The 23758-nt window shown below is 63.8% G+C and carries 25 protein-coding genes and 4 pseudogenes; 8 read left to right on the forward strand and 21 right to left on the reverse strand.

The window, feature by feature from the left end; genetic code table 11:
* Positions 1 to 635 precede the first annotated feature (635 nt).
* A complete protein-coding gene (locus tag RE429_RS24255; RefSeq protein ID WP_414474331.1) occupies positions 636 to 2546 on the forward strand; it encodes a response regulator in 1911 nt (636 codons plus the stop codon).
* Between the two features lie 518 nt (positions 2547 to 3064).
* Here RE429_RS24255 and RE429_RS24260 read toward each other — a convergent pair.
* The 4 genes and pseudogenes from RE429_RS24260 to RE429_RS24275 all read right to left on the reverse strand — a co-directional run bounded on the left by RE429_RS24260 (position 3065) and on the right by RE429_RS24275 (position 5895).
* A complete protein-coding gene (locus RE429_RS24260) occupies positions 3065 to 4003 on the reverse strand; it encodes an alpha/beta fold hydrolase (protein ID WP_414474332.1) in 939 nt (312 codons plus the stop codon).
* 128 nt (positions 4004 to 4131) lie between these two features.
* Positions 4132 to 4501 (reverse strand): annotated as a pseudogene (locus tag RE429_RS24265) (RidA family protein).
* A gap of 121 nt (positions 4502 to 4622) precedes the next feature.
* The gene (locus RE429_RS24270; protein ID WP_414474333.1) at positions 4623 to 5195 is read right to left on the reverse strand and encodes a cysteine hydrolase family protein; all 573 of its coding nucleotides are present in this window, start codon (positions 5193 to 5195) and stop codon (positions 4623 to 4625) included.
* A gap of 67 nt (positions 5196 to 5262) precedes the next feature.
* Positions 5263 to 5895 carry a glutathione S-transferase family protein gene (locus RE429_RS24275; protein WP_414474334.1) on the reverse strand — a complete coding sequence of 211 codons (633 nt, stop codon included), beginning with the start codon at positions 5893 to 5895 and terminating at the stop codon, positions 5263 to 5265.
* Positions 5896 to 6052: 157 nt separating this feature from the next.
* Here RE429_RS24275 and RE429_RS24280 point away from each other — a divergent pair, with 157 nt between their 5' ends.
* On the forward strand, positions 6053 to 7006 hold the full coding sequence (locus RE429_RS24280; RefSeq protein ID WP_414474335.1) for a LysR family transcriptional regulator: 954 nt from the start codon (positions 6053 to 6055) through the stop codon (positions 7004 to 7006).
* On the opposite strand, the gene RE429_RS24285 is transcribed toward RE429_RS24280, so the two are convergent.
* The 4 genes and pseudogenes from RE429_RS24285 to RE429_RS24300 all read right to left on the reverse strand — a co-directional run bounded on the left by RE429_RS24285 (position 7003) and on the right by RE429_RS24300 (position 10031).
* The gene (locus RE429_RS24285; protein ID WP_414474336.1) at positions 7003 to 7248 is read right to left on the reverse strand and encodes a DUF1272 domain-containing protein; all 246 of its coding nucleotides are present in this window, start codon (positions 7246 to 7248) and stop codon (positions 7003 to 7005) included. The two genes, RE429_RS24280 and RE429_RS24285, sit on opposite strands and share 4 nt — an antisense overlap.
* A 9-nt stretch (positions 7249 to 7257) precedes the next feature.
* Positions 7258 to 7979, reverse strand: a pseudogene (locus RE429_RS24290) (GNAT family N-acetyltransferase).
* A 98-nt stretch (positions 7980 to 8077) separates the two neighbouring features.
* Positions 8078 to 9001: a DMT family transporter gene (locus RE429_RS24295; protein ID WP_414474337.1), complete on the reverse strand. Its 924-nt coding sequence runs from the start codon at positions 8999 to 9001 to the stop codon at positions 8078 to 8080.
* 52 nt (positions 9002 to 9053) lie between these two features.
* Positions 9054 to 10031: a quinone oxidoreductase family protein gene (locus RE429_RS24300; RefSeq protein ID WP_414474338.1), complete on the reverse strand. Its 978-nt coding sequence runs from the start codon at positions 10029 to 10031 to the stop codon at positions 9054 to 9056.
* A 31-nt stretch (positions 10032 to 10062) separates the two neighbouring features.
* On the opposite strand from RE429_RS24300, the gene RE429_RS24305 reads away from it, so the two are divergent.
* From RE429_RS24305 to RE429_RS24315, 3 genes are all read left to right on the forward strand, one after another.
* The gene (locus RE429_RS24305) at positions 10063 to 11007 is read left to right on the forward strand and encodes a LysR family transcriptional regulator (RefSeq protein WP_414474339.1); all 945 of its coding nucleotides are present in this window, start codon (positions 10063 to 10065) and stop codon (positions 11005 to 11007) included.
* 134 nt (positions 11008 to 11141) lie between these two features.
* Positions 11142 to 11795, forward strand: coding sequence for a cysteine hydrolase family protein (locus RE429_RS24310; protein WP_414474340.1), 654 nt, complete (start codon positions 11142 to 11144; stop codon positions 11793 to 11795).
* 93 nt (positions 11796 to 11888) lie between these two features.
* On the forward strand, positions 11889 to 12044 hold the full coding sequence (locus tag RE429_RS24315; protein ID WP_414474341.1) for a hypothetical protein: 156 nt from the start codon (positions 11889 to 11891) through the stop codon (positions 12042 to 12044).
* Between the two features lie 35 nt (positions 12045 to 12079).
* Here RE429_RS24315 and RE429_RS24320 read toward each other — a convergent pair whose 3' ends face one another.
* From RE429_RS24320 to RE429_RS24330, 3 genes and pseudogenes are all read right to left on the reverse strand, one after another.
* Positions 12080 to 12652: a DUF4865 family protein gene (locus RE429_RS24320; RefSeq protein WP_414474342.1), complete on the reverse strand. Its 573-nt coding sequence runs from the start codon at positions 12650 to 12652 to the stop codon at positions 12080 to 12082.
* On the reverse strand, positions 12649 to 13059 hold the full coding sequence (locus RE429_RS24325) for a cupin domain-containing protein (protein WP_414475905.1): 411 nt from the start codon (positions 13057 to 13059) through the stop codon (positions 12649 to 12651). Before RE429_RS24325 ends, RE429_RS24320 begins: the two co-directional genes overlap by 4 nt.
* Positions 13051 to 13461, reverse strand: a pseudogene (locus RE429_RS24330) (tautomerase family protein); the annotation flags it as partial. The gene RE429_RS24325 and the pseudogene RE429_RS24330, both read right to left, overlap by 9 nt.
* Positions 13462 to 13580: 119 nt before the next feature.
* Here RE429_RS24330 and RE429_RS24335 point away from each other — a divergent pair.
* The 3 genes from RE429_RS24335 (at position 13581) to RE429_RS24345 (ending at position 17405) form a co-directional block, all read left to right on the forward strand.
* Complete coding sequence (locus RE429_RS24335; protein WP_414474343.1) at positions 13581 to 14504, forward strand: LysR substrate-binding domain-containing protein; 924 nt, start codon at positions 13581 to 13583, stop codon at positions 14502 to 14504.
* A gap of 427 nt (positions 14505 to 14931) precedes the next feature.
* Positions 14932 to 15756 carry an alpha/beta fold hydrolase gene (locus tag RE429_RS24340; RefSeq protein WP_414474344.1) on the forward strand — a complete coding sequence of 275 codons (825 nt, stop codon included), beginning with the start codon at positions 14932 to 14934 and terminating at the stop codon, positions 15754 to 15756.
* The gene (locus RE429_RS24345; RefSeq protein WP_414474345.1) at positions 15753 to 17405 is read left to right on the forward strand and encodes an ATP-binding protein; all 1653 of its coding nucleotides are present in this window, start codon (positions 15753 to 15755) and stop codon (positions 17403 to 17405) included. Before RE429_RS24340 ends, RE429_RS24345 begins: the two co-directional genes overlap by 4 nt.
* A 48-nt stretch (positions 17406 to 17453) precedes the next feature.
* On the opposite strand, the gene RE429_RS24350 is transcribed toward RE429_RS24345, so the two are convergent.
* The 10 genes and pseudogenes from RE429_RS24350 to RE429_RS24395 form a co-directional block, all read right to left on the reverse strand.
* Positions 17454 to 18134, reverse strand: a complete 681-nt coding sequence (locus tag RE429_RS24350) for a hypothetical protein (protein ID WP_414475906.1) — start codon at positions 18132 to 18134, stop codon at positions 17454 to 17456.
* Positions 18135 to 18423: 289 nt separating this feature from the next.
* Positions 18424 to 18729 (reverse strand): hypothetical protein, encoded by a 306-nt coding sequence (locus RE429_RS24355; protein WP_414474346.1) that lies wholly within the window; start codon positions 18727 to 18729, stop codon positions 18424 to 18426.
* A gap of 51 nt (positions 18730 to 18780) precedes the next feature.
* Positions 18781 to 19074 (reverse strand): hypothetical protein, encoded by a 294-nt coding sequence (locus tag RE429_RS24360; protein ID WP_414474347.1) that lies wholly within the window; start codon positions 19072 to 19074, stop codon positions 18781 to 18783.
* Positions 19071 to 19280 (reverse strand): hypothetical protein, encoded by a 210-nt coding sequence (locus tag RE429_RS24365; protein ID WP_414474348.1) that lies wholly within the window; start codon positions 19278 to 19280, stop codon positions 19071 to 19073. Before RE429_RS24365 ends, RE429_RS24360 begins: the two co-directional genes overlap by 4 nt.
* A 65-nt stretch (positions 19281 to 19345) precedes the next feature.
* Positions 19346 to 19693, reverse strand: a complete 348-nt coding sequence (locus RE429_RS24370; protein WP_414474349.1) for a DUF6481 family protein — start codon at positions 19691 to 19693, stop codon at positions 19346 to 19348.
* Positions 19694 to 19738: 45 nt separating this feature from the next.
* Complete coding sequence (locus tag RE429_RS24375; protein WP_414474350.1) at positions 19739 to 19939, reverse strand: hypothetical protein; 201 nt, start codon at positions 19937 to 19939, stop codon at positions 19739 to 19741.
* Between the two features lie 108 nt (positions 19940 to 20047).
* Positions 20048 to 20257 (reverse strand): cold-shock protein, encoded by a 210-nt coding sequence (locus tag RE429_RS24380; RefSeq protein ID WP_134499935.1) that lies wholly within the window; start codon positions 20255 to 20257, stop codon positions 20048 to 20050.
* A gap of 399 nt (positions 20258 to 20656) precedes the next feature.
* Positions 20657 to 20884 (reverse strand): annotated as a pseudogene (locus RE429_RS24385) (hypothetical protein).
* 111 nt (positions 20885 to 20995) lie between these two features.
* The gene (locus tag RE429_RS24390) at positions 20996 to 21205 is read right to left on the reverse strand and encodes a cold-shock protein (protein ID WP_414474351.1); all 210 of its coding nucleotides are present in this window, start codon (positions 21203 to 21205) and stop codon (positions 20996 to 20998) included.
* A 597-nt stretch (positions 21206 to 21802) separates the two neighbouring features.
* Positions 21803 to 23737, reverse strand: coding sequence for a DUF3604 domain-containing protein (locus tag RE429_RS24395; RefSeq protein WP_414474352.1), 1935 nt, complete (start codon positions 23735 to 23737; stop codon positions 21803 to 21805).
* Between the last annotated feature and the right edge of the window lie 21 nt (positions 23738 to 23758).

Here is a 23758-nt window from a genome sequence, read left to right on the forward strand (position 1 = left end):
CGTCCGTGAGCCACGCCGGGGCGACCGTTTCCGGCCCCGCGCCCCGGCGTCGGGGCAGGACAGACCGTTGGATGGGCCCCGGCAGCTTGGTGTTGGGCCAGTCCGGCAAGGTAATCTGACCCGCTTGGACCGACACACATTAACGAGGGGAACCGCCGTTCCATGGGCTGGTTTCAGCGTGGCGCAAAACCACGGATCAATCCATGCGGCGGCCAAGCCCCGTACGTCCCGCAGTCATCGGACAGCCCATCCAGCTTCCGAAGGCTTCTTGTCCGGCGGACTGGTGCGTGCGCCCGGATTGCCTTATCCCTGCCAAGACCCCATGTGATCCGATCGCGGGGCCTCGGCGCATCTGCCGGGGCCTTTCTTGATCGCGTCTCACCTGACCTACGCTCGGTATCCATCGTGTCGATGTCCTCTGTCCGCCTGCACCGGCTGCTGCTGATTGCCGCGCTTCTCGTGCCGGCGGTCGTCTTCGCGGCCGCCGCAGCCTGGAACCGGTCGGAGGTCCTGCGCGAGAACGAGGAGACGATCTCCCGCACGGCTGCAATCCTGCACGAGCACGCTCACAAGGTGTTCGATACCGTCGATCTGGCGATCTGGCGATCGGGCGGGTCGAGGACTACACTCGTGGCATGTCCCGGGACGAGATCGCAGCTCCCGAGACCAGCGCTTTCCTCCAGCGGCTCAAGGCTCCCCTGGAGCAGGCAGTCTCGATCTGGATCACGGACGCCAAAGGGCGTGTCCGCGCCGGCAGCCAGCCATGGGATCCCAATGTCACCATTGACGAGCGCGAGTGGTTCCAGGCCCAGCGCGGGCGTGATGCCGGCACGTACATCAGTGCGCCGTTCCAGGGCAAGGCGACCGGCAAGCCATCGTTCGCGGTCAGCCGCCGCCGCTCGACCCCAGACGGCCACTTCGACGGCATCATCCACGTGGCGCTCAGCCCTGAATACTTCACCCGCTTTTTCCAGGAGGCTGCCCCGCCCGGACCTCATGCGGCAGTCCTGATCCGCCAAGATGGTTCGATCCTGGCTGGATCTCCCGCGCAGGCGGCCTCCAGCCGGCTTGGACCGGACAACATCCTCATGCGCAGCATCGCGATCCAGCCTGACGGGGGCGTGCTGTCCGGGATCTCCTCGATCGATCAGCGCGAGCGGTACTTTGCCTATCGCCATGTTGGCGCCTATCCGGTTTATGTTGCTTTCGGCATCGATGCCGCGGTTGTGCTGAGACACTGGTACCGCAATCTGGCGGTCTACGGAGCGGTGGCAGGCCTGTCCGCCCTCGTCCTGTGGCTCGTCTCCTGGCTGGCCCTCCGGCGCGCCCAGGCGGAACAGGAGGCCCTCATCCAGCTTCGGCATGCGAGCGAACAGCGTCATGCGACCGAGCAGCGCCTGTTGCAGGCCCAGAAGATGGAGAGCATCGGTCAACTCACGGGCGGGATCGCACACGACTTCAACAATCTGCTGGCGGTCATCCTCGGCAACCTGGATCTCCTGCGCAAGCGCATCAAAGACGACGACCGGGCGAAACGGCTGCTCGAGGGAGCACTTCAGGGAGCCGAGCGCGGCGCAGCGCTGACACAGCGGCTGCTGGCCTTCTCCCGCCGCCAGGACCTCACGCCGCAAGCCGTCGACGTGGCGCAACTCGTGGCCGGCATGACCGACCTGCTGGCCCGCGCCCTCGGCCCGAGCATTGAGATCGTGACCCAGCTTCCCACGGGCCTGCCGCCGGTCAAGGTGGACCCGAACCAATTGGAAATGGCGCTCCTCAATCTGGCGGTGAATGCCCGCGACGCCATGCCGGCCAGCGGTCGGATCACCATCTCGGCGCATCAGGACGACTTGGCTGAGGGTAACGGGCGTGGCCTTCAGCCCGGAGCCTATGTGTGCGTGTCTGTGAGCGACACCGGGATGGGCATGGATGCGGCTACGCTGGCCCGCGCCATCGAGCCCTTCTTCACGACCAAGGGGGTTGGCAAGGGCACAGGTCTGGGACTCTCGATGATCCATGGCCTTGCCGTTCAATCGGGCGGCACCCTGACATTGCGGAGCGGGACGGGGAAAGGCACGACGGCCGAGATCTGGCTGCCCCAAGGTGAGGTGGTGAGGGGATCAGGGGTCCGCGATGAGCAAGCCCGTCCGGAGCATCGCACCTGCACGGTGCTCCTGGTCGAGGACGATCCGCTGGTGATGACCGGGACCACCGCCATGCTGGAAGACCTCGGCCACACTGTGGTGGAGGCCTCGTCGGCCGAGGCGGCCCTGAGGATCCTGCGACAAGGAATGTCGATTGACCTTATTATAACCGATCATGCGATGCCAGGCATGACGGGGCTGGAGCTGGCGGAGCGAATCCGAGCGGAATGGCCCACGCTCCCGATCCTGCTGGCCACCGGCCATGCCGAGTTGCCGGAGCGGGCCGGACTGGGCGTCCCGCGTTTGGCCAAGCCCTTCCGCAGCGCTGACTTGGAGCATGCGATTGCGTCGATCGTCGGGTCGGCCTGCGAGCCCGTTAACATCGTGCCGTTTCGCAAGTTGTGATGATGGGCCGACCGACACGCCCGGACGCTGCGCTGCCTGCAAGCACCTGCGCGCGCCTTCCTTGGATCGGCGTCGACCCCTTAACTCCAACCGTGGGAAGGGCAGCTCTTGGCACGGGGCGGAAGTAGATCGAGGAACCGCTTTCCTGCGGCAAGCGGACCTTCAGACAGTCATGTCCAGTGGCTCAGTTTGACCCATTTCAGACCTTGCGCCATGGCTTCCATCGGGAATTCTGCTGTACGGACAATTGAGAAATAGGCCCCCCTGATGATCCTGCCGGAAGCAGGCCCCAGGCCAATCCGTCGGCACGGATGCGGTCGATTTGGACGGCGGTGATGACATACCCGTCGGCATGCGGTTGTATTCGCCCTCATAGGCTCGCGATGCCTGCATCAAGCGGCTGATGACCGAGCAGCCGGTGGCGTGCAAGTACAAGAGCCTGATCGCGCTCAAGACCATCAAACGCGGGCTCAAGGTTCCGTCGAGGTACTCGGAACGGAGGCGCTGAGGATACCGTTTTAGGGAGCTGCTTCGATACATTCGTGCCCATCCGTCGGCAATGCGCCGATGTGGAGCACTCGCGTTACAGCCTCGGTCACGTCGTCCGGCGCCTCCCACGGCACGAAGTGGCCAACTCCGGGAAGCGTTCTCAGGGTGAAGTCGGCGAACGTGTCGCCAAGCCGGTCCGACCAGGATACCGGGATGACAGGATCGCTTTCTCCCCACAGGACGGAGGTCGGCTGCACGATTTTCTCGAGCGGGATCCCTGCTGCCTTTGCATCCTTGGCCCCGGCCCGTGCACGGTAGTAGGTCAGACTGGCCGCGAAGGCGCCTGGGCGCGCGTAGGCATCGACGATGATGGCGAGTTCTTCATCCGACAGCATGTCCTGCCGCCCCGTCCAGTGACGATAGAAGTAGCGTAAGTACGCGTCGACCGTCTCGCGGCTATGGCCGACCAGTTCCTCGGCGAGGGGCAACTGATGGAAGTGCTGATACCAGAACTCGCGCTGGGCCTGGGGTTCGAAGCGGCGCAAACTGATGCCGGGATAGGGCGGGTTCAGCAGGACCAGTGCCCGCACATGGTGCGGAAACCGGCGTGCGAGCGTCTGCGCGATCGTGGCGCCGATGTCGTGCGCGACGACCACGACGGGAGCCAGTCCGAGATGATCGACCAGGTTGGCGATGTCGTCCGCGTGAACCTCGGGGGTATATCCGGACGACGGCGGAAGGTCGGGCTTGTCGCTGTCGCCGAACCCACGCAGATCCGGCGCGATGACGTCTGCGAGCGAGGCAAGCCCTGGAATGACACGGCGCCAGTCGTACCAGAATCCCGGCCAGCCATGGAGCAGCAAAACAGGATCGCCGTGGCCTTGCCGCACATAGTGTAGCCGCGCCCCCTGATGGCTGGGTCCGATGGCGTGGCTCCAACCGTGGCATGCCTGTGTATGCGATCCCATGACCCTTGAACCTTCCTTCGATCGCGGCAGATTCACCGCGCTGACCCTTCCTTCAATCATGTTGGATTTCCAACACGAGATGCGAACCCGGGATGCCACTGGCCGACGAACGGCGGCACGGCGATCCGTCAATCCCCTGCTCGACGGGCAGTCACTTCGATCTCGATTTTCATTCTCGCATCCGCGAGGCCTGCCGCAATCATCGTTGCCGCGGGACGAACTTCGCCAAAGGTACGGCGCAAGGACGGCCAGCAAAGAGGAAAGTCTCTGGGCTCGGGCAGGATATAGCGAACCCGGACAACGTCGGCGAATGAAGCTCCGTCCTGCTCAAGAGCATGGCCAATGTTCCGTCTGCTCGACAACGTCATCCGAGATCGTCATGGACCCGTAGTCGAAACCGGTCGTGCCGGAGACGAATATCCAGTCGCCATCGACGACCGCTCTCGAGTAGCCGATGTCGTGTTCGAATTTCGATCCTGAGCCAATAAGCCGTCTCATGCGATGCTGCCTTTCCAGACTGACGTGTCCATCCTGACAATGCAGGTCCGATCCCCCAAGCGCTCTCGGCTGCCTCCGGTCTGATAAGGAGGACTGGAACGACATTGGGGTAGCCAGGGTACTAGGCCGTTGCTGCCGCCGCGGCCAGGACCGCAGACGTCGGGACGACGCTGGCGAATTCATCGTCGATATCGCTGAGCGCGGAGGCATGCACCTCATCCGCAGGCCTCATTCTACCATCCAGGCCGATCCGCTCGAACGTCGCGGTGGCGTCGGATACGACGGACGTGGCGAACCCGAGATTTCCTGCCATGCGTGCGGTCGTTGAGACGCAGTGATTGGTCGTTAAGCCGACGATCACCAATGTGCCGATTCCTGCTTTCCTCAGATCGGCCTCGAGCGAGGTGCCAATGAAGGCGCTGTTGACCGTCTTCCAGTAAAGCCGTTCGCCCTCACGCGGCAGGGCCTCTGGCTTGGTCCGCACTCCTGGTCCGTCCTTCCGAAACGCTCCCGTCGGAGACGAGGACTCGTGATGCACGTGGAAGATCGGACGGCCGGTTTCCCGCCAGGCGGCAATCAGGCGGGCGATATTGGCTTCAGCCTCCGGGTTGTTGCGCAAACCCCATCTCGGAAGATCGAAGGCTTGCTGGACATCGATGACCACGAGGGCTGCATTGTGGGGCAGGGTGTTCACTGGGTTGCTTTCCTGTGCGACGAGATGGGGAGATTGAATGATGCGCGGCGACGATACGGTCACAGGCCTAGGCCGCCTTCAGCAGTCCTTCCTGCTTCATGACGCGACGAACCGCTTGCCGGGACGACACGAGGGCCGCATGACGGGTGAAGGCCGGGTACTCGGCCATGTCCAGGCCCACGTACCGACCCCAGCCGAAGTAGACGAGGAGGTAAGGGTCGACCACCGTGTACTGGTTGCCGACCGCATATCCGTCGGTCCTTGCCAGCCGTCCCTCGATCTCTTCGAGCCGGGCGCGGATGTTCGCCCGCCCCTTGGCTTGCACATCGGCCTGACAGGCCGTCGCCTCAACGGAGCGCTCAGGGCGCCACACCTGGGCGAAGGCGGGATGCACCTCGCTTGAAAGCCAGGAGAGCCACTCGTGGCATCGGCCTGCGAGCCATGCATCAGAGGGAAGGAGCTGGGGCTCCGTGTGATTGTCGGCGAGGTAGACAAGCAGCGCACTGACCTCGGTCAGGACTTCGCCATCCCGGGCGAGAGCAGGAACGCGTCCCTTCGGGTTGATGGCGAGATAAGCAGGGTGGGAGGTCGCGCCGCTCTGCACGGACACGAGCTCCAGTTCGTAGAGCACGCCGAGTTCTTCGAGAACGATATGAACCGCCATCGAGCAGGCGCCGGGTGAGTAGTAGAGCTTGTACATCGGTTGGTCTCCAGCGATCGACGTAAGGGTTGGGACATTCGGCACCGCACATGGCTTGGTGCATCCGGTCGGATCGAACACCTTCTGGATAATCCTTGCGCCTTGTGAGAAGAATGGCCTGGCTTGGCAATTCAGCCTTTCACAATTCGGAACAATCATGGATCGCCTCGACGAACTGACTGTCTTCATCGCCATCCTGGATGCAGGTAGCCTGTCAGGAGCGGCCCGAAAGCTGCGTCGCTCGCCACCGTCGGTCACACGGACGCTTGTGGCTCTGGAGGAGAGGGTCGCGACCAGACTCGTCGAGCGCACCACGCGGCGCCTAGCACCGACAGAGGCTGGGCGGCACTTTGCCGAGCATGCCCAGCGCCTGCTCGCCGGCTACGAAAGCGCCATCGCGGAAGTCTCAGGGCGTCCTCTTCAGGGTGTCCTGCGCATCACCGCGCCCGTCGTGTTCGGGCGCCGCCACGTGGCCCCCGTCATCGGGGACTTCCTCGATGCGTACCCGTCGCTGCGGGCCGAACTGACGCTGTCTGATCGCAACCTCGACCTGATCGAGCATGAAATCGATGTCGCGGTGCGGATCGGATTCTTGGCAGATTCCGGCCTCGTCGCGCGGCGGATCGGCGAGGTCGGGCGGGTGCTCGTCGCGAGCCCGGCCTATCTCGCCCGGCGTGGAGCGCCTTCCCGGCCGGCTGATCTCGCTAGGCACGACGTGATATTCCCGACCGACGGGCCAGGCCAGCAAGGATGGCGGTTCCAGGTCGATGGACGGGAACAGGTGATCCGCCTGACCCCCAGGATGGCGATGAACGAGGTCGACGCGATGCTGTCCGTGGTCAGGGAGGGGCGAGGCATCGGGCGCGCGCTGTCCTATCAGGTGGTGGAGGATTTCGCCGCCGGGCGCTTGGTCAGGCTTCTTCCGCAGTGCGAGCCAGCGCCCCTTCCGGTCCAACTCGTGATGCCGAGCGCGCCGCATATGGCGCCGAAAGCCCGCGCCTTCATCGACTTCGCGGCACCGCGGTTGAGCGCCCTTAGGGTGTTGACCCATAGCCGAGAGGCATTGGTCTGCAACGGGCAGTACCCTTCCGGCAAAAGCACCGTGGCCTAATCAGAGGGGCACGGGACGGTGCGATGCACGCGCACCACGGAGGGCGGGTACTTGTCCAAGAGCTGCGCAGGGCGCACGGGGCGAGCAGCGAAGTTGCCACCGCAATTCGGACAGACGCCTTTGAGGCTGCCCTCGGCACATGCGGTGCAGAATGTGCATTCGAAGGAGCAGATCCTCGCTTCGGAACTGTCGTACGGCAGGTCCCGGTCACAGCACTCGCAATTTGGCTTCAGTCTCAACATGGCATTCCCTCAGTCGACCGGGGTGTCGCGAGGCTCATCCGCCTCCGGCTCTCGGCTGGAGGCACGCTCCATCAGGCTGGACAAGGCTTGGACTTGGCGTCCTGTTGTGTCGAAGTTTGACGACAACAGCCATTGTTCGTACGCGGCCTTGCACGACGGCCAGTCTCGGTCGGTCATGGCGAACCATGCGGTGTCACGGTTCTCGCTCTTGACCACCATGTGCTGCCGGAACAGCCCCTCATACGAGAAGCCGAAGCGGATCGCGGCACGCTTGGAGCGATGGTTGCGGTTGTCGCACTTCCACTCGAAACGACGTAGCCCAGGACGTCGAACACCCATCTGGCCAGCAGGAAGATCGCCTCCGTGGCGCCTCGGCTTCGCGCCAGGCGAGGGCCAAACAGGATGTGGCCGACCTCGACGACGCCGTTGCCTGGATCGATCCGCAGGAGCGCCAGACGGCCTTCGGCGCGACCGGTGTCCCGATCAACGGCGGCGAAGAACAAAGGATCCTCCGACGCGGCTGCCCGTGCCAGCCATGGCTCGAACGAGGATCGGTCCGGGAAGGGACGATCCGCGAGGTAGCGCCAGAGCATGTCACGATCCGGACCGGCGCCGGCCTCGAAGAGTTCGTCCCCGTGCCGCGCGGGTTCGAGCGGCTCAAGGCGGATGTAGTCTCCGTCCAAGTTCATCCGGTGCGGCCGCGGCCGCGGTGTCCAATCCGTCAGCGACATCGTCGATCCCCTCGCTCCATTGGGATAACCTGCTTGGCCCGCATCGCGGAACCGCGACAGCGCGGAATTCTGCATTCCATCCGCCGGAACGATCCTGCTCACCTGCCACGGCGTGCGACTGGCAACGTCCTCATGGGAGGCGCCGGAGCGGCGCTTGTCCTGGCTGGGTCGGCTGTTGGGGGACGTCGTGCAGCGAGCGCCAGTCCGCCCAGGACCAGAACCGCTCCGGCCATCTGCCACGGGCCCATCGCCTCCCCGAACAGAAGCCACGCCGTACCTGCTGCCAGCACGGGGCGGGCGAGCGCGGTCGTGGACGCATACGATGCCGGCAGGCCGTGCATCGCATAGGCCATCAGGCCATGGCCGCCGATCTGCACGCCAAGCGCCATCGCGGCGATGGGCAGCCAGCCAAGGGCCGCTGGGGGCAGAAGCGGATCGCTCGAGCCGATTGCCACCGGTGCGAGAACGACGGCCGCGATCCCGCTCGTCCACAGCATGATGCGCGTGGCCGACACCCGCCGGCGGAGATCCTTCACGACGAGGAAGTAGGCCGCGTAGAGAAGGGCCGACAGCAGCGCGAGGCCTTCCCCGAGACCCAATCGCCAGCCCTCGAACGAAATCCCGGTCATCAGCGCGGCCCCACCGACCGTCACCCCGTATCCGGCGAGCTGCCCCATGGAGGGACGCTCCCGCAGGAACAAGATGGCAAGGATGGTCACGAACACCGGCGAGAGATTCATCAGCAGGACGGCGTTCGCGACCGTCGTCTCAACGGCGGCCCAGTGATTGGCCGCCATGTCGCCGACTGAGAGCAGGCCCGCCGCGGCCAGGAGAACGTAATCGCGACCGCGCAGGGGCTCTGTGTGTGCCTGTCGCGCGGGTGTGACGGCAATCAGCACACCCGCGGCGAGGACCATGCGCAACCAGAGTGTCGCGGTGGGGTCGACCGAACTGAAGCGCACGAGGAGTGGGGCGGCCGCGACGAGAACGCAACTGGCCACGAGGGCGACGAAGTAGGGCATGGAAACTCCGGGACAGGACAGGGGCCCGGAGACGTCCGGGCCCGGATGCAGGTCAGGCGGCGAGGAGGATGGACCCGGTGGTGCGTCGACCTTCGAGATCGGCATGGGCCCGGGCGGCGTCGGCGAGCGGGTAGACGGCTTCGACCCGCACATCGATCCTGCCTTGCTCGAGCAGGGACAGAAGCGCGGTCGCCGCCGTGCGGTAGGCGTCGAGGTCGGTCATGTAACCGAACACGCTCGGCCGCGAGAGCGACAGCGAGCGCCGCGGACCGAGCTGCGCCACCTCGATCGGCGGGATCGGTCCCCCGGCCTGGCCGACGCTCGCGACGGTGCCGAACGGACGCACGGCATCGAAGGTCTCCAGCAACGTCGATGCGCCGATGCCGTCGTACGCCACGTCGACGCCGCGGCCGCCCGTGAGCTCCTTCACGGCCTCGACGAAGCTGGTCTCCCGATAGAGGATCGCGTGATCGAGGCCGGCGGCCCGGGCGATCCCCGCCTTCTCCGCACTGCCCAGGGTGCCGATCACGGTGGCGCCCAGCAGCTTCGCCCATTGCGTCACGACCAGGCCCAGGCCGCCCGCGGCGGCGTGCACGAGGATGGTGGTACCAGGCCCGACCGGATAGGTGCGGTGAAGAAGCATATGGGCCGTGACGCCGCGCAGCATGATGCCGGCGGCACCTTGCTCGGAGACGGTCGCCGGCAGGCGCAGGAGCCGCTCGGCCGGGACCAGGCGCTCGGCCGCATAGGCGCCGACCGGAAGGGCCGCATAGGCCACGCGGTCGCCGACGGCGACGGAATCAACCCCGGGGCCGACTGCCGCGACGGTGCCTGCTCCCTCGACGCCGAGGACCGCCGGGACCTGCGGCAGCGGGTAAAGGCCGGTGCGATGGTAGACATCGACATAGTTCACGCCGGCGAAGGACTGTCGCACGAGCGCTTCGCCGGGACCGGGTGGGGGAAGCTCGACGGTGTCGAGCCGGAGGGCCTCGGGGCCGCCGAATTCATGGATGCAAACGACGTTGGTCATGTCTGGTCACCAGGATTGAGGAGATGCAGTCTTGGCCTGGGATCAGCTTGGCTGCTATTCGGTATTGCTGCCGGGTATCTGGGGATTTTTGCGCAGCATGGATTGGGACGACCTGAGGTACTTCGCCGAACTGGCCCGCACCGGGAGCCTGTCGGCCTCCGCACGCACGCTGCGGGTCGACCACTCCACCGTGGCCCGGCGCATCACGTCGCTCGAGGAGGCACTCGGCATCCGTCTCTTCGACCGGCTGCCGCGCGGGTACGTGCTCACGCCCGAGGGCGAGCACGTGCAGGAGCACGTGGCCCGCCTGGAGGAGGATGTGTTTGCCCTTCAGCGCAATGTTCAGGGACGGGGACCCGGATTGTCCGGGACGGTGCGGGTCAGCGCACCGCCGGCCTTCGCCAGCCTGTTCCTCTCGCCGCGTCTCGGATTGCTGCGCGAACGGCATCCCGACATCGTCCTGGAACTGTCGGGCTCCAACGTCTCCGTGAGCCTCACGCGCCGCGAGGCGGACATCGCACTTCGGCTGGCGCGGCCCGAGGGCTCGTCCCTGATTACCCGCAAGGTGGCCACGGCCGGTTACGGACTCTTTGCCTCGCGTGCCCATGCCGGCGGGCGGGAGCCTGATGCCCTGGATCTTCTCGGGTACGAGGAGAGCCTGGAGCACGTGCCCCAGCAGCAATGGCTGCGGCACTTTGCGAAAGGACGGCCCCTTGTCTTCCGCACGAGCGATCTCGTCGGCTTGCATTCAGCCGTCAAGGCAGGCCTGGGAGCCGCAGTGCTGCCGTTCTTCGTGACCGGCAGCGACCCCGACCTCGTCTGCGTTCAGCGGGAAGGGGTGCCCGGGCGCGATCTCTGGCTCGTGGTGCACGAGGACGTCCGGCGCTCGCCGCGCGTGCGCGCCGTCATGGACGTGCTGGTCGAGATCCTGGGGCGCGAACGGGCCCTGCTGGAAGGGAACGATCCCGGGAAATGACGCCACTCTGTGCATTCACGCCCAGAAACTTCGCTCAAACACTCAGGGCAGACGGCCAGGGTCGGTGTCATAAGGGGAATGGGACAGAAGCCTTTCGTCTCCGTCCTATCAACACCCACCACAGAAGAACACCGATGTCCCCGACACCCAGATCCCTTCGTCAGATTGCGGGGGCCCCGTCCACGCCCGGTTCCCCCGATCATGTCGCCCTCGTGCTCATCGACCATCAGCGCGAGTACCTGCCGGACGGCGGCTTGCCACTCGCTGGGATCGAGGCCGCCGTCACGGAGATCGGGCGATTGCTGGACCTCGCCCGCCGCCATGGCATGCCCGTGTTTCACGTCGTCCACCATGCCCGTCCGGGTGCGCCGCTGTTCGATCCCGGCGGTCCGGCCGTGCGGATTATCGCGGGGCTCGAGCCCGATGCCGACGAGGCTGTCATCGCAAAATCCCTGCCGAACGCCTTCGCCGGGACGGATCTGCACGATCGGGTTCAGGCGACGGGTCGGCGGGAACTCATCGTCACGGGCTTTGCCACACATATGTGCGTGAGCTCCACCGTGCGGGCCGCCCTCGATCTCGGCTACAGGACCACGGTCGTGGCGTCCGCGACGGCAACGCGCGACCTGCCGTCGCCGTTGAGAGGCGGGGTCATCGTCCCGGCCGAGGTGGTGCAGCAGGGAACGCTCGCGGCTCTGGCCGACAGGTTCGCCATCGTCGTGCCCGATGCCGAGGCCCTTGCCCGGGCCTTGCACCCGGAGGCCGGCTGCAAGGCCATATCGACCTAATGCGGTATCGGCAGCACGATGGGGCGGCTGCATCGGTGGCGGCAAGGACGCGGGGCTGGTGTCGCGCTCCTGGACGATGACGAGGAGGCTGCCATGCGGGTGAAGCTCATCGCTGATCGCCATTGCCGATGGATTTGGGTTCATTCGCGTGGAGCGGTGTCCCTGGTGGCCCTGGAACCGAGCCTGCACCTCATCCGCCTTGAGGATCCGCGCCGGTCCGGCCCCTGCGCACGCAGCTTCTCGTCCTGAAGGGCAGCACCCATTCGGGGGCCAGCGATCATGGTCTAGCCAGGAGAGGGCCTGCCTGTTGCAACATGTCCGACGCGGTATGTCTGAACGTTGCGGCCTAAACACGTCTCAGGCAGCTTGTCCCAGAGCCTGAACCGCACACGCGTCCACGTGGTCGGCTCGAAACCCGCGACCGCCGCGAGGACGTCGCCGCTCTCGACTATCCTGCGCGCCTCGTCGCTGTCCCGCCGCCGGATTTCCTCGAGCAGCGCATGAGATTCGATCGGGAGGATCTCGCGGGTGGCGAACTTCGCTTCCCTGAAACCCGGAGCAACACGGGCCTGCCACACGATCCAGGTCCTGACGCTCGGCCAGCCGAAGTCGTTGGCAAGCGCCTGGAAGCCGAGGCCGCACAGAAAGTCGCTTGCACCCTCCGCCTTGTCCCAGACGTAGAACGGAGCGTAGAGGTTCTCGTGGCTCCCCAGATCGCCCCTGGCCGCCCTGAGGTAGGCCTTGAACTTCAGGTTCGGGAACCCGTTGAGCAGGGGACCCTTGTCCTGGATGCGGCGATCGATGATCTCCATGTCGTAATCGGCCGGGAGGGCGAGACTGTACTGCATCGCGATCATGACCGGATCTCCACAGGCTCGAACCATTCAACGGCCCGGCCCTCCTGCACGGCCTGGATGCTGATGTAGCTGAAGGAGTCGTCGGGATCCGCGCCATGCCAATGGCGCTCACCGGGGGCGAACCAGACGGAGTCGCCCTGATGGACAGTGATGAGCGGGCCGCCATCCGACTGCACGGGGCCGGTGCCAGACAGGACATACAGGAGTTGCCCGCGTGGATGAGCATGCCAGTTGGTGATGGTGCCGGGATCGAGAATCGCGCGCATCGCCGTGTTCTCGCCATTGCGGCTGCCGTCCAGAAGCGGTTCGACCTGCATCGGCGCCGTGGACACACCGGCCGGTGAACGCGTGAGCCTCTCTCCGGAACGACGGATCGTTATCCGCTCGGGGTTGGATGCGCCATTCACTGCGGGCCGGGCCCAGGCGCTATCGCCTGAAACTATCTCGCCCCTGCTGAAGGACCAGTCCTCGGCCGAAGTCGTGGTGATGACGATCATCACGTCCTCCGGGCGGATCCCCGGTGACTGGCCGAGCCGTTCGACGACGCGCTTATAGAAGGCCTTCTTGACCTCGGCCGACCGCGGTTTTCCGGCCGTGATGGCAATCAGCACGAAATCATCCGACCTCGGGCCGCCGAGATAGGTCGGATCGAAGATCAGCTCGCCGGGCTCGTGCTGGTGCATGACCTGGAAGCGATCGTCGGCGGGAACGTCGAAGGTTTCGACGAGGGCGTGGTGCACGTTGTTGGACAGTTCGCGCAGGTAATCCGGGCTCTTCCCCTTGAGGAGGGACATGCGAACGTAAGGCATCGGGTTCATCCTTGTGTTCAGCCGCTCAGCGGCCTTGACACCCGAACTCTCGCACGCGACGGTAGTCCGTAAAATCAGAAATATATGAACGAATAATCCTGAAAAATGGGATGATTGAAATGGGCCATGTCACCTTCGACCTGGACGTGCTCCGCAGCTTCGTGACCGGGGTTGAGTTGGGCAGCTTCGCCAAGGCCGCCGAGCGGTTGGGCCGCTCGACATCGGCGGTCAGTACGCAACTCCAGAAGCTGGAAGGCCAGGCAGGCACGGCCCTGCTGCGGAGGGCAGGGCGGGGTCTGGTACTGACGGAGGCGGGCGAGACGATGCTGGCCTATGCACGCCGCCTCCTCGAGATCAATGACGAAGCCGCCGCAGCAGTTCGGGGAGTTGAGCTTGAAGGATGGATCAGGCTCGGCATGCAGGAGGATTTCGGCGAGTCGTTGCTACCCGAGGTTCTGGGGCGGTTCGCACGGGCCCATCCCAAGGTCCGGATCGAGGCACGCGTCGTCCGCAATGCCGAGTTGATGGACCGGATCGTGTCGGGCCGTCTCGATCTCGCCCTGGCCTGGGGTAGCGGGGTGGCGACGCCCTTCCATGAGACCATCGCCGAATTCCCCATGTGTTGGATCGGACCGGCGGACGGGGACATTGGGTGGAGCATAACGAGCGGAGATCCGGTGCCGCTCGCCTCCCTCGAGGCGCCATGCCTGATCCGGACTGCGGCCACGGAAGCCCTCGACCGGGCGGGCCTCGCCTGGCGACAGGCGTTCGTCAGTCCGAGCCTCTCTGGATTGTGGGCCGCGACCGCTGCGGGACTTGGGCTGACAGTGCGCACCCCGCTGGGCCTCTCGCCTCGGGTTCGCCCATTGACTTCGGCGGCGACGGGCCTACCCGGATTGCCCAAGCTCGATCTGGTCCTGCACCGGGGCGAGGCTGATCCGAGTCCCGCAGTGGCTCGCCTGGCGCAGATCGTGCAGCACTCCGTCATGGAAGAGGTCACACGGCAGATCCGGCTTGATGCATCAACTCGACAATCCTTCTAAGCCAACGCGTAAACCTCGCGAGATGGTAAGGGCGGCACAGGATCAGGAAACACACCATGACGGGCAGCCCTGTCCGATGGGCAGAGGGTAAGATCGTTCAATCCGCTACTTAGGCTAATGTCGGGAAATGGCACTCCTGAGACGTAGGCGTTTGGTCCGCTTCGGCACTCAAGCGCCGACGTTCGTTAAGCGGCCGGAACGTGAAATTTTGACCCGATCCGGACCTTTGCTTTTTACCTTGAGCAGCGAACACCAGGTCTCGGCAGACGAAAACTCACTCAGTACGGAATGGCCGATGTGCAATCCTTGTGCGTTGAAATGAGAGTCAGCGTATCTACTTAGTGGAGTTCAATTGCACGGCTCGTAACCCGCTTCCCCAATCAGTGAGCGTTCTTGCCTGTTGGTCTCTCAATTTGCATCAAGCGCCATGTCTCTCGTTCTTCAGCGAAACAATGTTAAGATTCTCGGCCATGGCGAGCAGCCCATGATCTTCGCCCACGGCTATGGCTGCGACCAGAACATGTGGCGCTACATCACCCCTGCTTTCCAGGACCGTTACAAGATCATCCTCTTCGACTATGTTGGACACGGGCAGTCCGATGCTGCCGCTTTCGATCAAGCCCGATACGGTTCCCTCCAGGGCTATGCTGATGACGTCCTGGCGATCTGCCGCGAGTTGAACCTCAAGGACGTCATCTTCGTCGGCCACTCGGTCAGTGCCATGATTGGGGCTCTGGCCGCCATCCAGGAGCCCGAGCGGTTCAGCCGATTGATCCTGATCGGCCCTTCGCCCCGCTACATCAACGACGGCGATTATGTCGGCGGGTTCCAGCAGGAGGACATCGAGCGTCTGCTCGATGTCCTCGACAGCAATCATCTCGGCTGGTCGAGCACCATGGCCCCAGTCATCATGGGCAACCCGGAGCGTCCCGAACTCGGCGAGGAACTCACCAACAGCTTCTGCCGCACGAATCCCGAGATCGCCAAGCACTTCGCCCGCGTGACCTTCCTCTCGGACAACCGGGCGGATCTGCCGAAGGTGACGACCAAGGCGCTGATCCTCCAGTGCTCGCAGGATGTGATTGCCCCCGAGGCGGTCGGGCGCTACGTGCATCAGACCCTCCCGGGCAGTGAGTTCGTTCTGATGCAGGCGACAGGCCATTGCCCGAACCTGAGTGCCCCAGAGGAGACGATTGCCGCCATAGAGACCTTTCTGCGCGGTTCAGGGCCCAACACGACGGCGGCAGAGTGAGCATAGACCCAAAGGCGATCATCGAAACTCCGGAGGAACTCTACGAGAGCGCCCCCTGCGGTTACCTCTCGACCCTGCCGGATGGCACCATCATCAGAGCCAACCAAACCTGCCTCACCTGGCTTGGTATGAAGCGGCAGGACCTTGTCGGCAACAAGTGCTTCCAGGACCTTCTGAGCATCGGCGACAGGATCTTCTACGACACCCATTTCGCGCCGCTCCTGCGGATACAGGGATTTGTGAACGAGATCGCCTTTGATCTGATCGGCGCCGACGGACGCTCCCTGCCGGTTCTCGCCAATGCCGTCCAAAAGCGGGACGCGGGCGGGAACCCTGTCGTCAACCGCATCACCCTCTTCAATGCCACCGACCGGCGACAATACGAGCGGGAGTTGCTTCTTGCGCGCCAAAAGGCCGAGCAGACCGCTGAAGAGCTCCAGCGTCTGAACGAAACTCTGGAGGAGAGGGTGGCCCAAGAGGTCGCCGAGCGCCTGAAAGCCGAGGCGGCGATGCGCCAATCCCAGAAGATGGAGGCGGTGGGCCAGCTCACCGGGGGCGTGGCGCACGACTTCAACAACCTGCTCACGGTCATCAAATCGTCAACTGATCTCCTCAAGCGACCGAACCTGTCGCAGGAGCGGCGGGCTCGCTATGTCGCTGCGATCTCCGATACCGTGGACCGGGCCGCCAAGCTCACGAGCCAGCTTCTCGCCTTTGCCCGGCGCCAGGCGCTCAAGCCGGAGACCTTCGATGCGGGACAGGCCGTTCGGATGCTCAGCGACATGGTCCGTACGCTGACCGGGACACGGATCCAGATCATCACCTACCTGCCCGATGAGCCGTGTTTCATCAGCGCCGATCCGAGCCAGTTCGACACGGCGCTGATCAACATCGTGGTCAACGCGCGTGACGCGATGGACGGTGAGGGCCAGATCACGATCACCGTCTGGCCGGCCGAGACAATGCCCGCCGTCCGGAGACACGCGGCGGTCAAGGCGTCTTACGTGGCCATTTCGATCACCGACACGGGCTCAGGCATCCCGGCGGATCAGACTGACCAGATCTTCGAGCCGTTTTTCACCACGAAGGGCGTCGGCCAGGGCACCGGCCTCGGATTGTCCCAGGTGTTCGGGTTCGTCAAGCAGTCAGGGGGACAGGTGATCGTCGAGAGTGAAGTCGGCCAAGGCACCACATTCACGCTGTACCTGCCCCGCGTCCTAGCCGCTCTCGGAGCGGCCGCCCCAGAGAAGGAGACCACCGAAGACGGGTACGGCACCTGTGTGCTGGTGGTCGAGGACAACCGCGACGTCGGCACCTTCGTGACGCAGACCCTGGAAGAGTTGGGCTACCGCACGAAGTGGGTCGAGAATGCACAAGCCGCGCTCGACGAGCTGGCGACGTCGCCGGGCGCCCATGATATTGTGTTCTCGGACGTGGTAATGCCGGGCATGAACGGTGTGGAGTTGGCGCGCCACGTGCAACGGCTCTACCCCGATCTGCCGCTGGTGCTGACGAGCGGATACAGCCATGTGCTCGCTGAGGGAGGGCACGGCTTCGAGCTGTTGCAGAAGCCCTATTCCGTTGAGGCCCTGTCACGCGTACTTCGCAAGGCATCCCGCAAGCTGCGCAAGCGGACACCGGCCAAATAGCGAAGGACACGTGGCACTGCCTCGCCAGGTTTGAGCCTGCGACGCAGCTTAGCCACCCTGTTTGGTCGCAATCCAGATCGTGTGTCTTGCGCCCCTGCGGGTTCCGTGGGCGCGAGCGCTGACCTCATCCACACCAAATCCCGCCTTGCGCAGGCGCTGGGCGAAGGCTTTATTCGGTGCCGATGACCACACGGCAAAGACGCCACCGGGGGTCAGTGCTGTCCGAGCGGAATGAAGCCCCGACAAGTCGTAGAGGCTGTCATTGGCCCGGCGTGTCAGCCCTTCGGGCCCGTTGTCGACATCCAGCAGGATCCCATCGTAAGCGGGCCGGCTCGATCTTATCAGGCCGCCGGCATCCCCTTCGACGAGGCTGACGCGCGGATCGGTAAGGCAATCGCCGAATACTTCGGCCATGGGACCACGGGCCCATGCCACGACCGCGGGTACCAGTTCAGCCACAGTGACCTGAGCATCGGGTCCCAGTTCAGCGAGCGCAGCGCGGAGTGTAAAGCCCATCCCCAACCCACCGATCAGGATTTGTGGACGCTCGTGGCCCCGAAGTTTCAGGCAAGCTAATCTGGCGAGCGCCTCCTCGGAGCCACTGAGGCGGCTGTTCATCAACTCGTTGCTGCCCAGCATGATGGAGAACTCGGCCCCACGCCTCTTGAGGCGCAAGTCGCCCCGGTCGCCCGGAACTTTTGCCGTGTCGAGTAAGATCCAAGGAATCATGAAAAGCTCTTCGGACAGCACTCCCTGTTTCGCGGGACCATGCACGTGTCGGGAACGCCGATCAATAGACACACGCTCGCCCATGCCTTTGGCCCGCGCGTCACGTCCTTTTGCTCGCGATTCTGTCCAATCAATGCATCGAGCCCGTGCATTCACAGGGCGATGCGAGACGGCGCAACAGTGAGGCCGGGGGAGCCTTCTTCGGCTTCTTTACGTCGCGTTTACTGCGCTGTTCGCCCCTGGCCACGGCGAGCTTCCGCTTGTCAGGCGGTTCGTGGGTGAGATCATGTCAGTCGTGGGTCGACTTTCCCAGCAGATGGTCGAAATCGGCCAGCACGCGGTCGATCAGCTTGCTGCGGCGTAGATCGCTTGCATCCAAGCTCTGTGCGAGGAGGCCAAGCAGATAGCGCGCCTTCTCAACCGCCTCGTGCCAATCGGTGGCGGGTGCGGCTGCCAGCAGATCCTCGAGGGCGGCTTGTCTGCTACGCAGTGCTTCCTGATCGGCTTCGACTTCTGCCCGGAGACGTCGGAGGTCAGTGGCCTTTTGGGCCGCCATTCCGCGATGCGAATCAAGGTTGGTCGGTTGATCAGCCATAGCCTCGTTCCTCCGTGTTGTTACCAATGCATCCACTGGTAACTCGATAACCTAAGCACGTTCAATCAGTAGGCGGGCCAGGGTCTTGGCCAACCGCTCATTCTGTCCAACGGGTTCAGGCGTCACGTCGTGCCATTCATGTGCTCGAAGCGCCCAGGCGACGTCGGAGAGGCTGCCGAGAGGCTCATGCGGCCATGCCGACCCGCCGGTGGGCGTCAGGATCATAAACTGCCGTGAAGCCTTCATGCCAACCCGAGCGACGTAGAGGATCTCATTGCCCCGTCGAAGCAGCGCGACCGGTTCGTAAATCTGGGATCCGTTGAAGAAGGCTTCGCCGCTGTTCAAATCTCGGAGATCCTTGCAGTGATCTCGCTCTCGCGCACGGTGCGCTCGCCGAAGCCGGCCGATTTGATGCGGTACGAAACTTCACCGGTCTGATCGGCCGGCATGAGGCGGGTCACCTCGTAGATGCCGCTAGAATTTGCACGCTTATCCGAGAAATTCGGATGGGTGATGCGGACCAACTGATGAACTTTATACTTGTGAGACATTCTTTTCTCTTGAGGCTGGTTGAGCCGGATAGATATCGCGTCTGCGACACCGCTGGATGTATGCGCTACTTCCGTGCTTTACGGGCCGCGTACCGAGCGTCACGGGCGGCCTTGCGCTCAGCCTCCAGCTTGACCTCGTTCGCTGCCTTTTCGGCGGCAGCGCGCGTTTCCTGCTCGGCTTGTTCTGCTGCAAGGGCCTCACGCTCCGCGACAAGGCGGGCGCTCTCGGCAACGCGCTGGGCCTTTCGTTCAGCGATGCGAGCATCCCGCGCGGCGCTTGCGGCCGCCCGGGCGGCCCGCTGTTCGGCAACGGCCGGATCGTCCAGCCCTGGCCGCTGATTGAACTTGGCGGCCATCGCCTGCTTCGCGTCTCTGGCGGCGCTCAGCCGTTCGCTAAAATCTTTCTGCTTCATTCCACTCATCGATCTCATGCAACTGTCTCATCAGACCTGTGTCGGCTAGCGGACCCGCCTGATGCTGGTGATGGTGCCTTCCGGCAGCGTGCCTTGCTCCTGCTGGGCTTGGGCAATCACACCAACGGCCCAGGTATCGGTCGCCCTGGCAGGATCGTCGACCCACAGATAGGCGGTGCGACCATCGTCATAGTTCACCAGGAACATAACTGACTTCGCAGGAGGGGTTTTGCGAAACGTGTTCATTGCCTCCTCTTCAGCTTGACCATTGGCCGATGGAGCTTTGCAAAGAAAAAGCCGCTCCACCCGGGAGCGGCTCCGTAGACGGCGCATATGGGTCGCGCCCCAACATCCTTAGGCCTTCTGGATGTTGTTGACGGCGATCTTGCCGGAGCGGCGATCCTCGGCCGTGTCGAAGGAGACCTTCTGGCCTTCGACGAGATTGCGCATGCCGGCGCGCTCGAGGGCGGTGGCATGGACAAACACGTCCTTGTCGCCGTTGTCCGGCTGGATGAAGCCGAAGCCCTTCATGTCGTTATAGAATTTCACTGTACCCATGATCATGGGAATAACCTTTCGCGGTTGTTGCAGATGCGCGTGAGCCACGGCACGCGAAAGCGCGCCCTCAACTCGGTTCGTCGATGTTTGGAAAGAGTGTCTGAACGTGCGCCTGGCAGTGCCAACAGCGAAACGGCCCGATTGTCCGGCCAAAGTCGATAATAAGAATATAGGGATCAGTGGGATTTTTACAAGAGGACGGACTGGGATTGCTCGAGGAACAGGGCGGCAGAAGGACTTGCTTCCCTGTTTTGCTTTCCCACAACGCCAATAAAATTTCCAACGGCCTGCCCAGAATCTTCCGATCTCACCGGGAATGACTATGATCGCGGAGAGGGAGTGCTCTGCGCCAGGCATCAGCCGGGCGAACTGAGCTCCGCTCCCCGAGCGGCGGGGCGGTTCAGGCTACACCGGTGATCGTGCAATCTTCTTGATCGGAACGCGGGGGCGACCAGCTTTCTCCGCGACGGCGTTGTCCTGCTCCACGATGGCTTCCCGGGCCGGCTCATCGCCGTCGAGCCCACCCAGAAGGGAGCGCGGGACACGCCGGTTCGAGCTGCGGGAGCCATCCTCTTAGAGAACGTCGAAGAGGGCATAGCCGCTCTCAACGGGCTTTGACTTCTTGCGGGCCATTCGTGTTCCTTTGCATAGCTTTACGTACCGAGATGCCTCATAGGCCAAAACGCAGAGGCCGCCCCAAGTCGGAGCGGCCTCTCTGGCGAAATTAATGACCGGAGGGTTTGATCAAGTCGTCTTCAGGTTCCCTGCCGATTCCTTGCCTGTGCGGCGGTCGGATTCGACATCATAGGAAACCTTCTGCCCCTCAACCAGACCACGCAGACCGGTGCGCTCCAGCGCGGATGCATGGACGAACACGTCCTTGCCGCCGTTGTCAGGCTGAATGAAGCCATAGCCCTTTGTTTCGTTGTACCACTTCACCGTACCTGTCGCCATGGGGAGCTCCTTTCTTATTGATGAGCAATCTAAGCCAAGATGCGTCAGCGCCTTGGCTGGATGAGTATCGATACTTGGGGAGATCGCCCGTGCAGATGCACGGTAAGGCACAACAGCTCAGTCGTCGACCAGTCTCGATATCGGGACGATAGGACGGCTTCGTAGGCGCTACAAGGCGGTGGTCCGATCTACCTACATCTACCGCCAAGCTGTACAATACCGGAAGGTCGGCTGATGGCAGATGCTGTTGAAAAACTCGCCCGCGGGACCCTGGGTTTCTACAGGTCGTATAGAGCCACTTGACCGGCCACTGCATCAAGTATGCTGTCGCTATTGAGAGCGAGGTAACGAGAGTTTTTCAACAGCATCGACCGAGCCTGTGTGAAAACGCCGACGCGTTGCCCTTTGGAGCAATCCTATTTCGCGCAAGCCCCATTTGGCCGGGGAAATCACGGTAGAAGAGTCCAGACTTGTATAAATAGTTCGGTAAAGTGAAGCTGATTTGAGTTTTCACACAGCCTGGACCCTGAGCGGACCTCTGCCCAGCAGTGGGATGAAGCAATTGAGGGTGCCTCACCAAATGGCCGCGAACCCTGCTCACCCTGGCGTGTACCAGATGGGCGAGGTGTAGGCGCGCTCCGTGATGGTCATCGGGGTGCCCGGCAAAGGTGTGGTTCCGAACCGCTTCGCGTCGTAGGCGGTCCAGCGCGGCGTCGGAATCTCGATCACACGGCCGTAGTAGAAGGCCGGCTGGCTCGGATCGAAGTCGGGGTCCGTCCAGACCGTCGCCAACTCGGGCGAGCCAATCGTATTCGTCCAGGTGGCGTTCGCCACGTCGACCGTGTCGCCGACCGGGGGCAGCTTGCCGTCCGCGCCGGGCTTGCGCCGCTCGGCATCGGCCCAGGCGACGTCATAGACCTTCTCCTCGACCCCGCCATCCTTCGTCAGCCAGCCCTTCACGACTTGGTAGCGGTCGAGGTTGGCCCCGAGCGGATCCTTCAGCGCCGCCACCAGGAAGGTGGGTGACTTGCCCTGCGGCGTGGCTCGCAACTCGCCGCCCATGGGCACGCCCTTGGTGTAGCCGGTGTAGGCGGGAAGGCGACTGGTTGCGTCCTGCGGGATGAAGTCCCAGCCGCCAAAGAAGCGCACGATCATCCGCGGCCCGGTCGTGCCGTAGGTCTCCCGGCGCTGCATCGCGTCCCACAGCGACGCCCGCGTGTTCTCCTTGGCCCATACGGCGGCATAGCCCGAGGAGGAGACCTGCCAGTCCATGACCTTGATGTGCGTCTGCGGGTTCTCGAAGAAGGTGTTGCGCATCCGCTCCGGGCTGGGCTCCTGCGGCGTCGTCTTGCCGAAGAAGTTGTCCTCCTCCATAGCGGTCAGGCCCGTATGCGCATCGCTGCCGCTGACGAGGCCGAACTTGTAGGGGTTCACCCCGAGCGTCTGCCCGAGCTTGAGGCCATTCTTCAGGGCCGAGCGGACATACTCGAACTCCAGCATCTCCTTGGTCTTGGCGACGCTGCCGTCGAGATTGCCGAAGTCCCAGCGCTCGAAGTTGGCGAACTCGTCGTTGGGCGACAGGAAGGGGTGTGTCTCGCCGTCGCCCTTGGTCTGCGTGGCCTCGTAAAGCCGCTCCCATCGCATCCGCGTCTCGGCGTAGTCGCGGTCCAGCTTCTTGCCGAAGGTCTCGACGGTGGGAAACATCAGGCCGTTGCTGAGATTGCCGTTGTGCGCGATGGCCAGCACGCTGCCGCCGGTCTTGTCCTGGTAGGCCTGCATCCACTTCCAGAGCTCCGCCGGGTTGTCGCTCCCGGGCGGATACACCGTGAACGGCTCGACCTGGCTCGCCCGGTCGCCGTTGTCGCGGAAGATGACATTGCGGTGCAGGTTGTTGCCGCTGGTGTTCGAGGTCCACTCGTAGCCAATGAAGGCGGTGAAGCGGCCGGGATCGTTGTACTGCTCGGCGGCCGCAATCGTCTCCTGCCAGGCGCCGCGATACGGACGTGTGCCGGGCAGATACATGAGATCCTTCGGGAAGGTGTTGTGCGAGAACGCCGTGATGATCTCAATCGCTGCATCCGCGCCCTTGCCGGACTGGATCATGTCGTACCAGCGCCGGCCTGTCGGATCGGCCAGAACCTCGGGCTTGCCGGCGAACAGGTCCGGGAAGAAGCCCATGTTGTCGGAATGGTCGGAGACCACGAGGAAGTCGAGCGGACGGGAGAGCTTCACCGGCTGGCCGGACGAGGCCGTCACCTGCTCACCTCGGGCGAAACGATAAGCGTCTCGCGGCGTGAGCCGCGCCCCGAACGCGCCGGCGTCGAAGGAGAACGCGGTATGAAGATGGGTATCGCCGAAGAACGGCCGCGTGGGGAAGTCGCGGTTGGCGTAGGGAGAATACGGCGGCTTCGGCAATGCCTTCTCGATCTGCTCCTTGGATGGGGAGCCGGCATCCTGGGCACTCGCCGACGCGATCAGGCCGAGCGCCATCAGAATCGTCAGAACCGAACATTCGAATGTCACCCTTGCCATGTTGTCCTCCATTAGCTCGAC

The sequence above is a fragment of the Microvirga sp. M2 genome, assembly GCF_047497095.1.
GTDB lineage: Bacteria > Pseudomonadota > Alphaproteobacteria > Rhizobiales > Beijerinckiaceae > Microvirga.

What these genes read in the sequence shown, in the direction of transcription:
- RE429_RS24255 (WP_414474331.1), top strand. Translation starts at nt 636, where the DNA reads ATGTCCCGGGACGAGATCGCAGCTCCCGAGACCAGCGCTTTCCTCCAG.
- RE429_RS24260 (WP_414474332.1), bottom strand. Translation starts at nt 4,003, where the DNA reads ATGGGATCGCATACACAGGCATGCCACGGTTGGAGCCACGCCATCGGA.
- RE429_RS24275 (WP_414474334.1), bottom strand. Translation starts at nt 5,895, where the DNA reads ATGTACAAGCTCTACTACTCACCCGGCGCCTGCTCGATGGCGGTTCAT.
- RE429_RS24280 (WP_414474335.1), top strand. Translation starts at nt 6,053, where the DNA reads ATGGATCGCCTCGACGAACTGACTGTCTTCATCGCCATCCTGGATGCA.
- RE429_RS24285 (WP_414474336.1), bottom strand. Translation starts at nt 7,248, where the DNA reads ATGTTGAGACTGAAGCCAAATTGCGAGTGCTGTGACCGGGACCTGCCG.
- RE429_RS24295 (WP_414474337.1), bottom strand. Translation starts at nt 9,001, where the DNA reads ATGCCCTACTTCGTCGCCCTCGTGGCCAGTTGCGTTCTCGTCGCGGCC.
- RE429_RS24300 (WP_414474338.1), bottom strand. Translation starts at nt 10,031, where the DNA reads ATGACCAACGTCGTTTGCATCCATGAATTCGGCGGCCCCGAGGCCCTC.
- RE429_RS24310 (WP_414474340.1), top strand. Translation starts at nt 11,142, where the DNA reads ATGTCCCCGACACCCAGATCCCTTCGTCAGATTGCGGGGGCCCCGTCC.
- RE429_RS24315 (WP_414474341.1), top strand. Translation starts at nt 11,889, where the DNA reads ATGCGGGTGAAGCTCATCGCTGATCGCCATTGCCGATGGATTTGGGTT.
- RE429_RS24320 (WP_414474342.1), bottom strand. Translation starts at nt 12,652, where the DNA reads ATGATCGCGATGCAGTACAGTCTCGCCCTCCCGGCCGATTACGACATG.
- RE429_RS24335 (WP_414474343.1), top strand. Translation starts at nt 13,581, where the DNA reads ATGGGCCATGTCACCTTCGACCTGGACGTGCTCCGCAGCTTCGTGACC.
- RE429_RS24340 (WP_414474344.1), top strand. Translation starts at nt 14,932, where the DNA reads ATGTCTCTCGTTCTTCAGCGAAACAATGTTAAGATTCTCGGCCATGGC.
- RE429_RS24350 (WP_414475906.1), bottom strand. Translation starts at nt 18,134, where the DNA reads ATGATTCCTTGGATCTTACTCGACACGGCAAAAGTTCCGGGCGACCGG.
- RE429_RS24355 (WP_414474346.1), bottom strand. Translation starts at nt 18,729, where the DNA reads ATGGCTGATCAACCGACCAACCTTGATTCGCATCGCGGAATGGCGGCC.
- RE429_RS24365 (WP_414474348.1), bottom strand. Translation starts at nt 19,280, where the DNA reads ATGTCTCACAAGTATAAAGTTCATCAGTTGGTCCGCATCACCCATCCG.
- RE429_RS24370 (WP_414474349.1), bottom strand. Translation starts at nt 19,693, where the DNA reads ATGAAGCAGAAAGATTTTAGCGAACGGCTGAGCGCCGCCAGAGACGCG.
- RE429_RS24375 (WP_414474350.1), bottom strand. Translation starts at nt 19,939, where the DNA reads ATGAACACGTTTCGCAAAACCCCTCCTGCGAAGTCAGTTATGTTCCTG.
- RE429_RS24380 (WP_134499935.1), bottom strand. Translation starts at nt 20,257, where the DNA reads ATGATCATGGGTACAGTGAAATTCTATAACGACATGAAGGGCTTCGGC.
- RE429_RS24390 (WP_414474351.1), bottom strand. Translation starts at nt 21,205, where the DNA reads ATGGCGACAGGTACGGTGAAGTGGTACAACGAAACAAAGGGCTATGGC.
- RE429_RS24395 (WP_414474352.1), bottom strand. Translation starts at nt 23,737, where the DNA reads ATGGCAAGGGTGACATTCGAATGTTCGGTTCTGACGATTCTGATGGCG.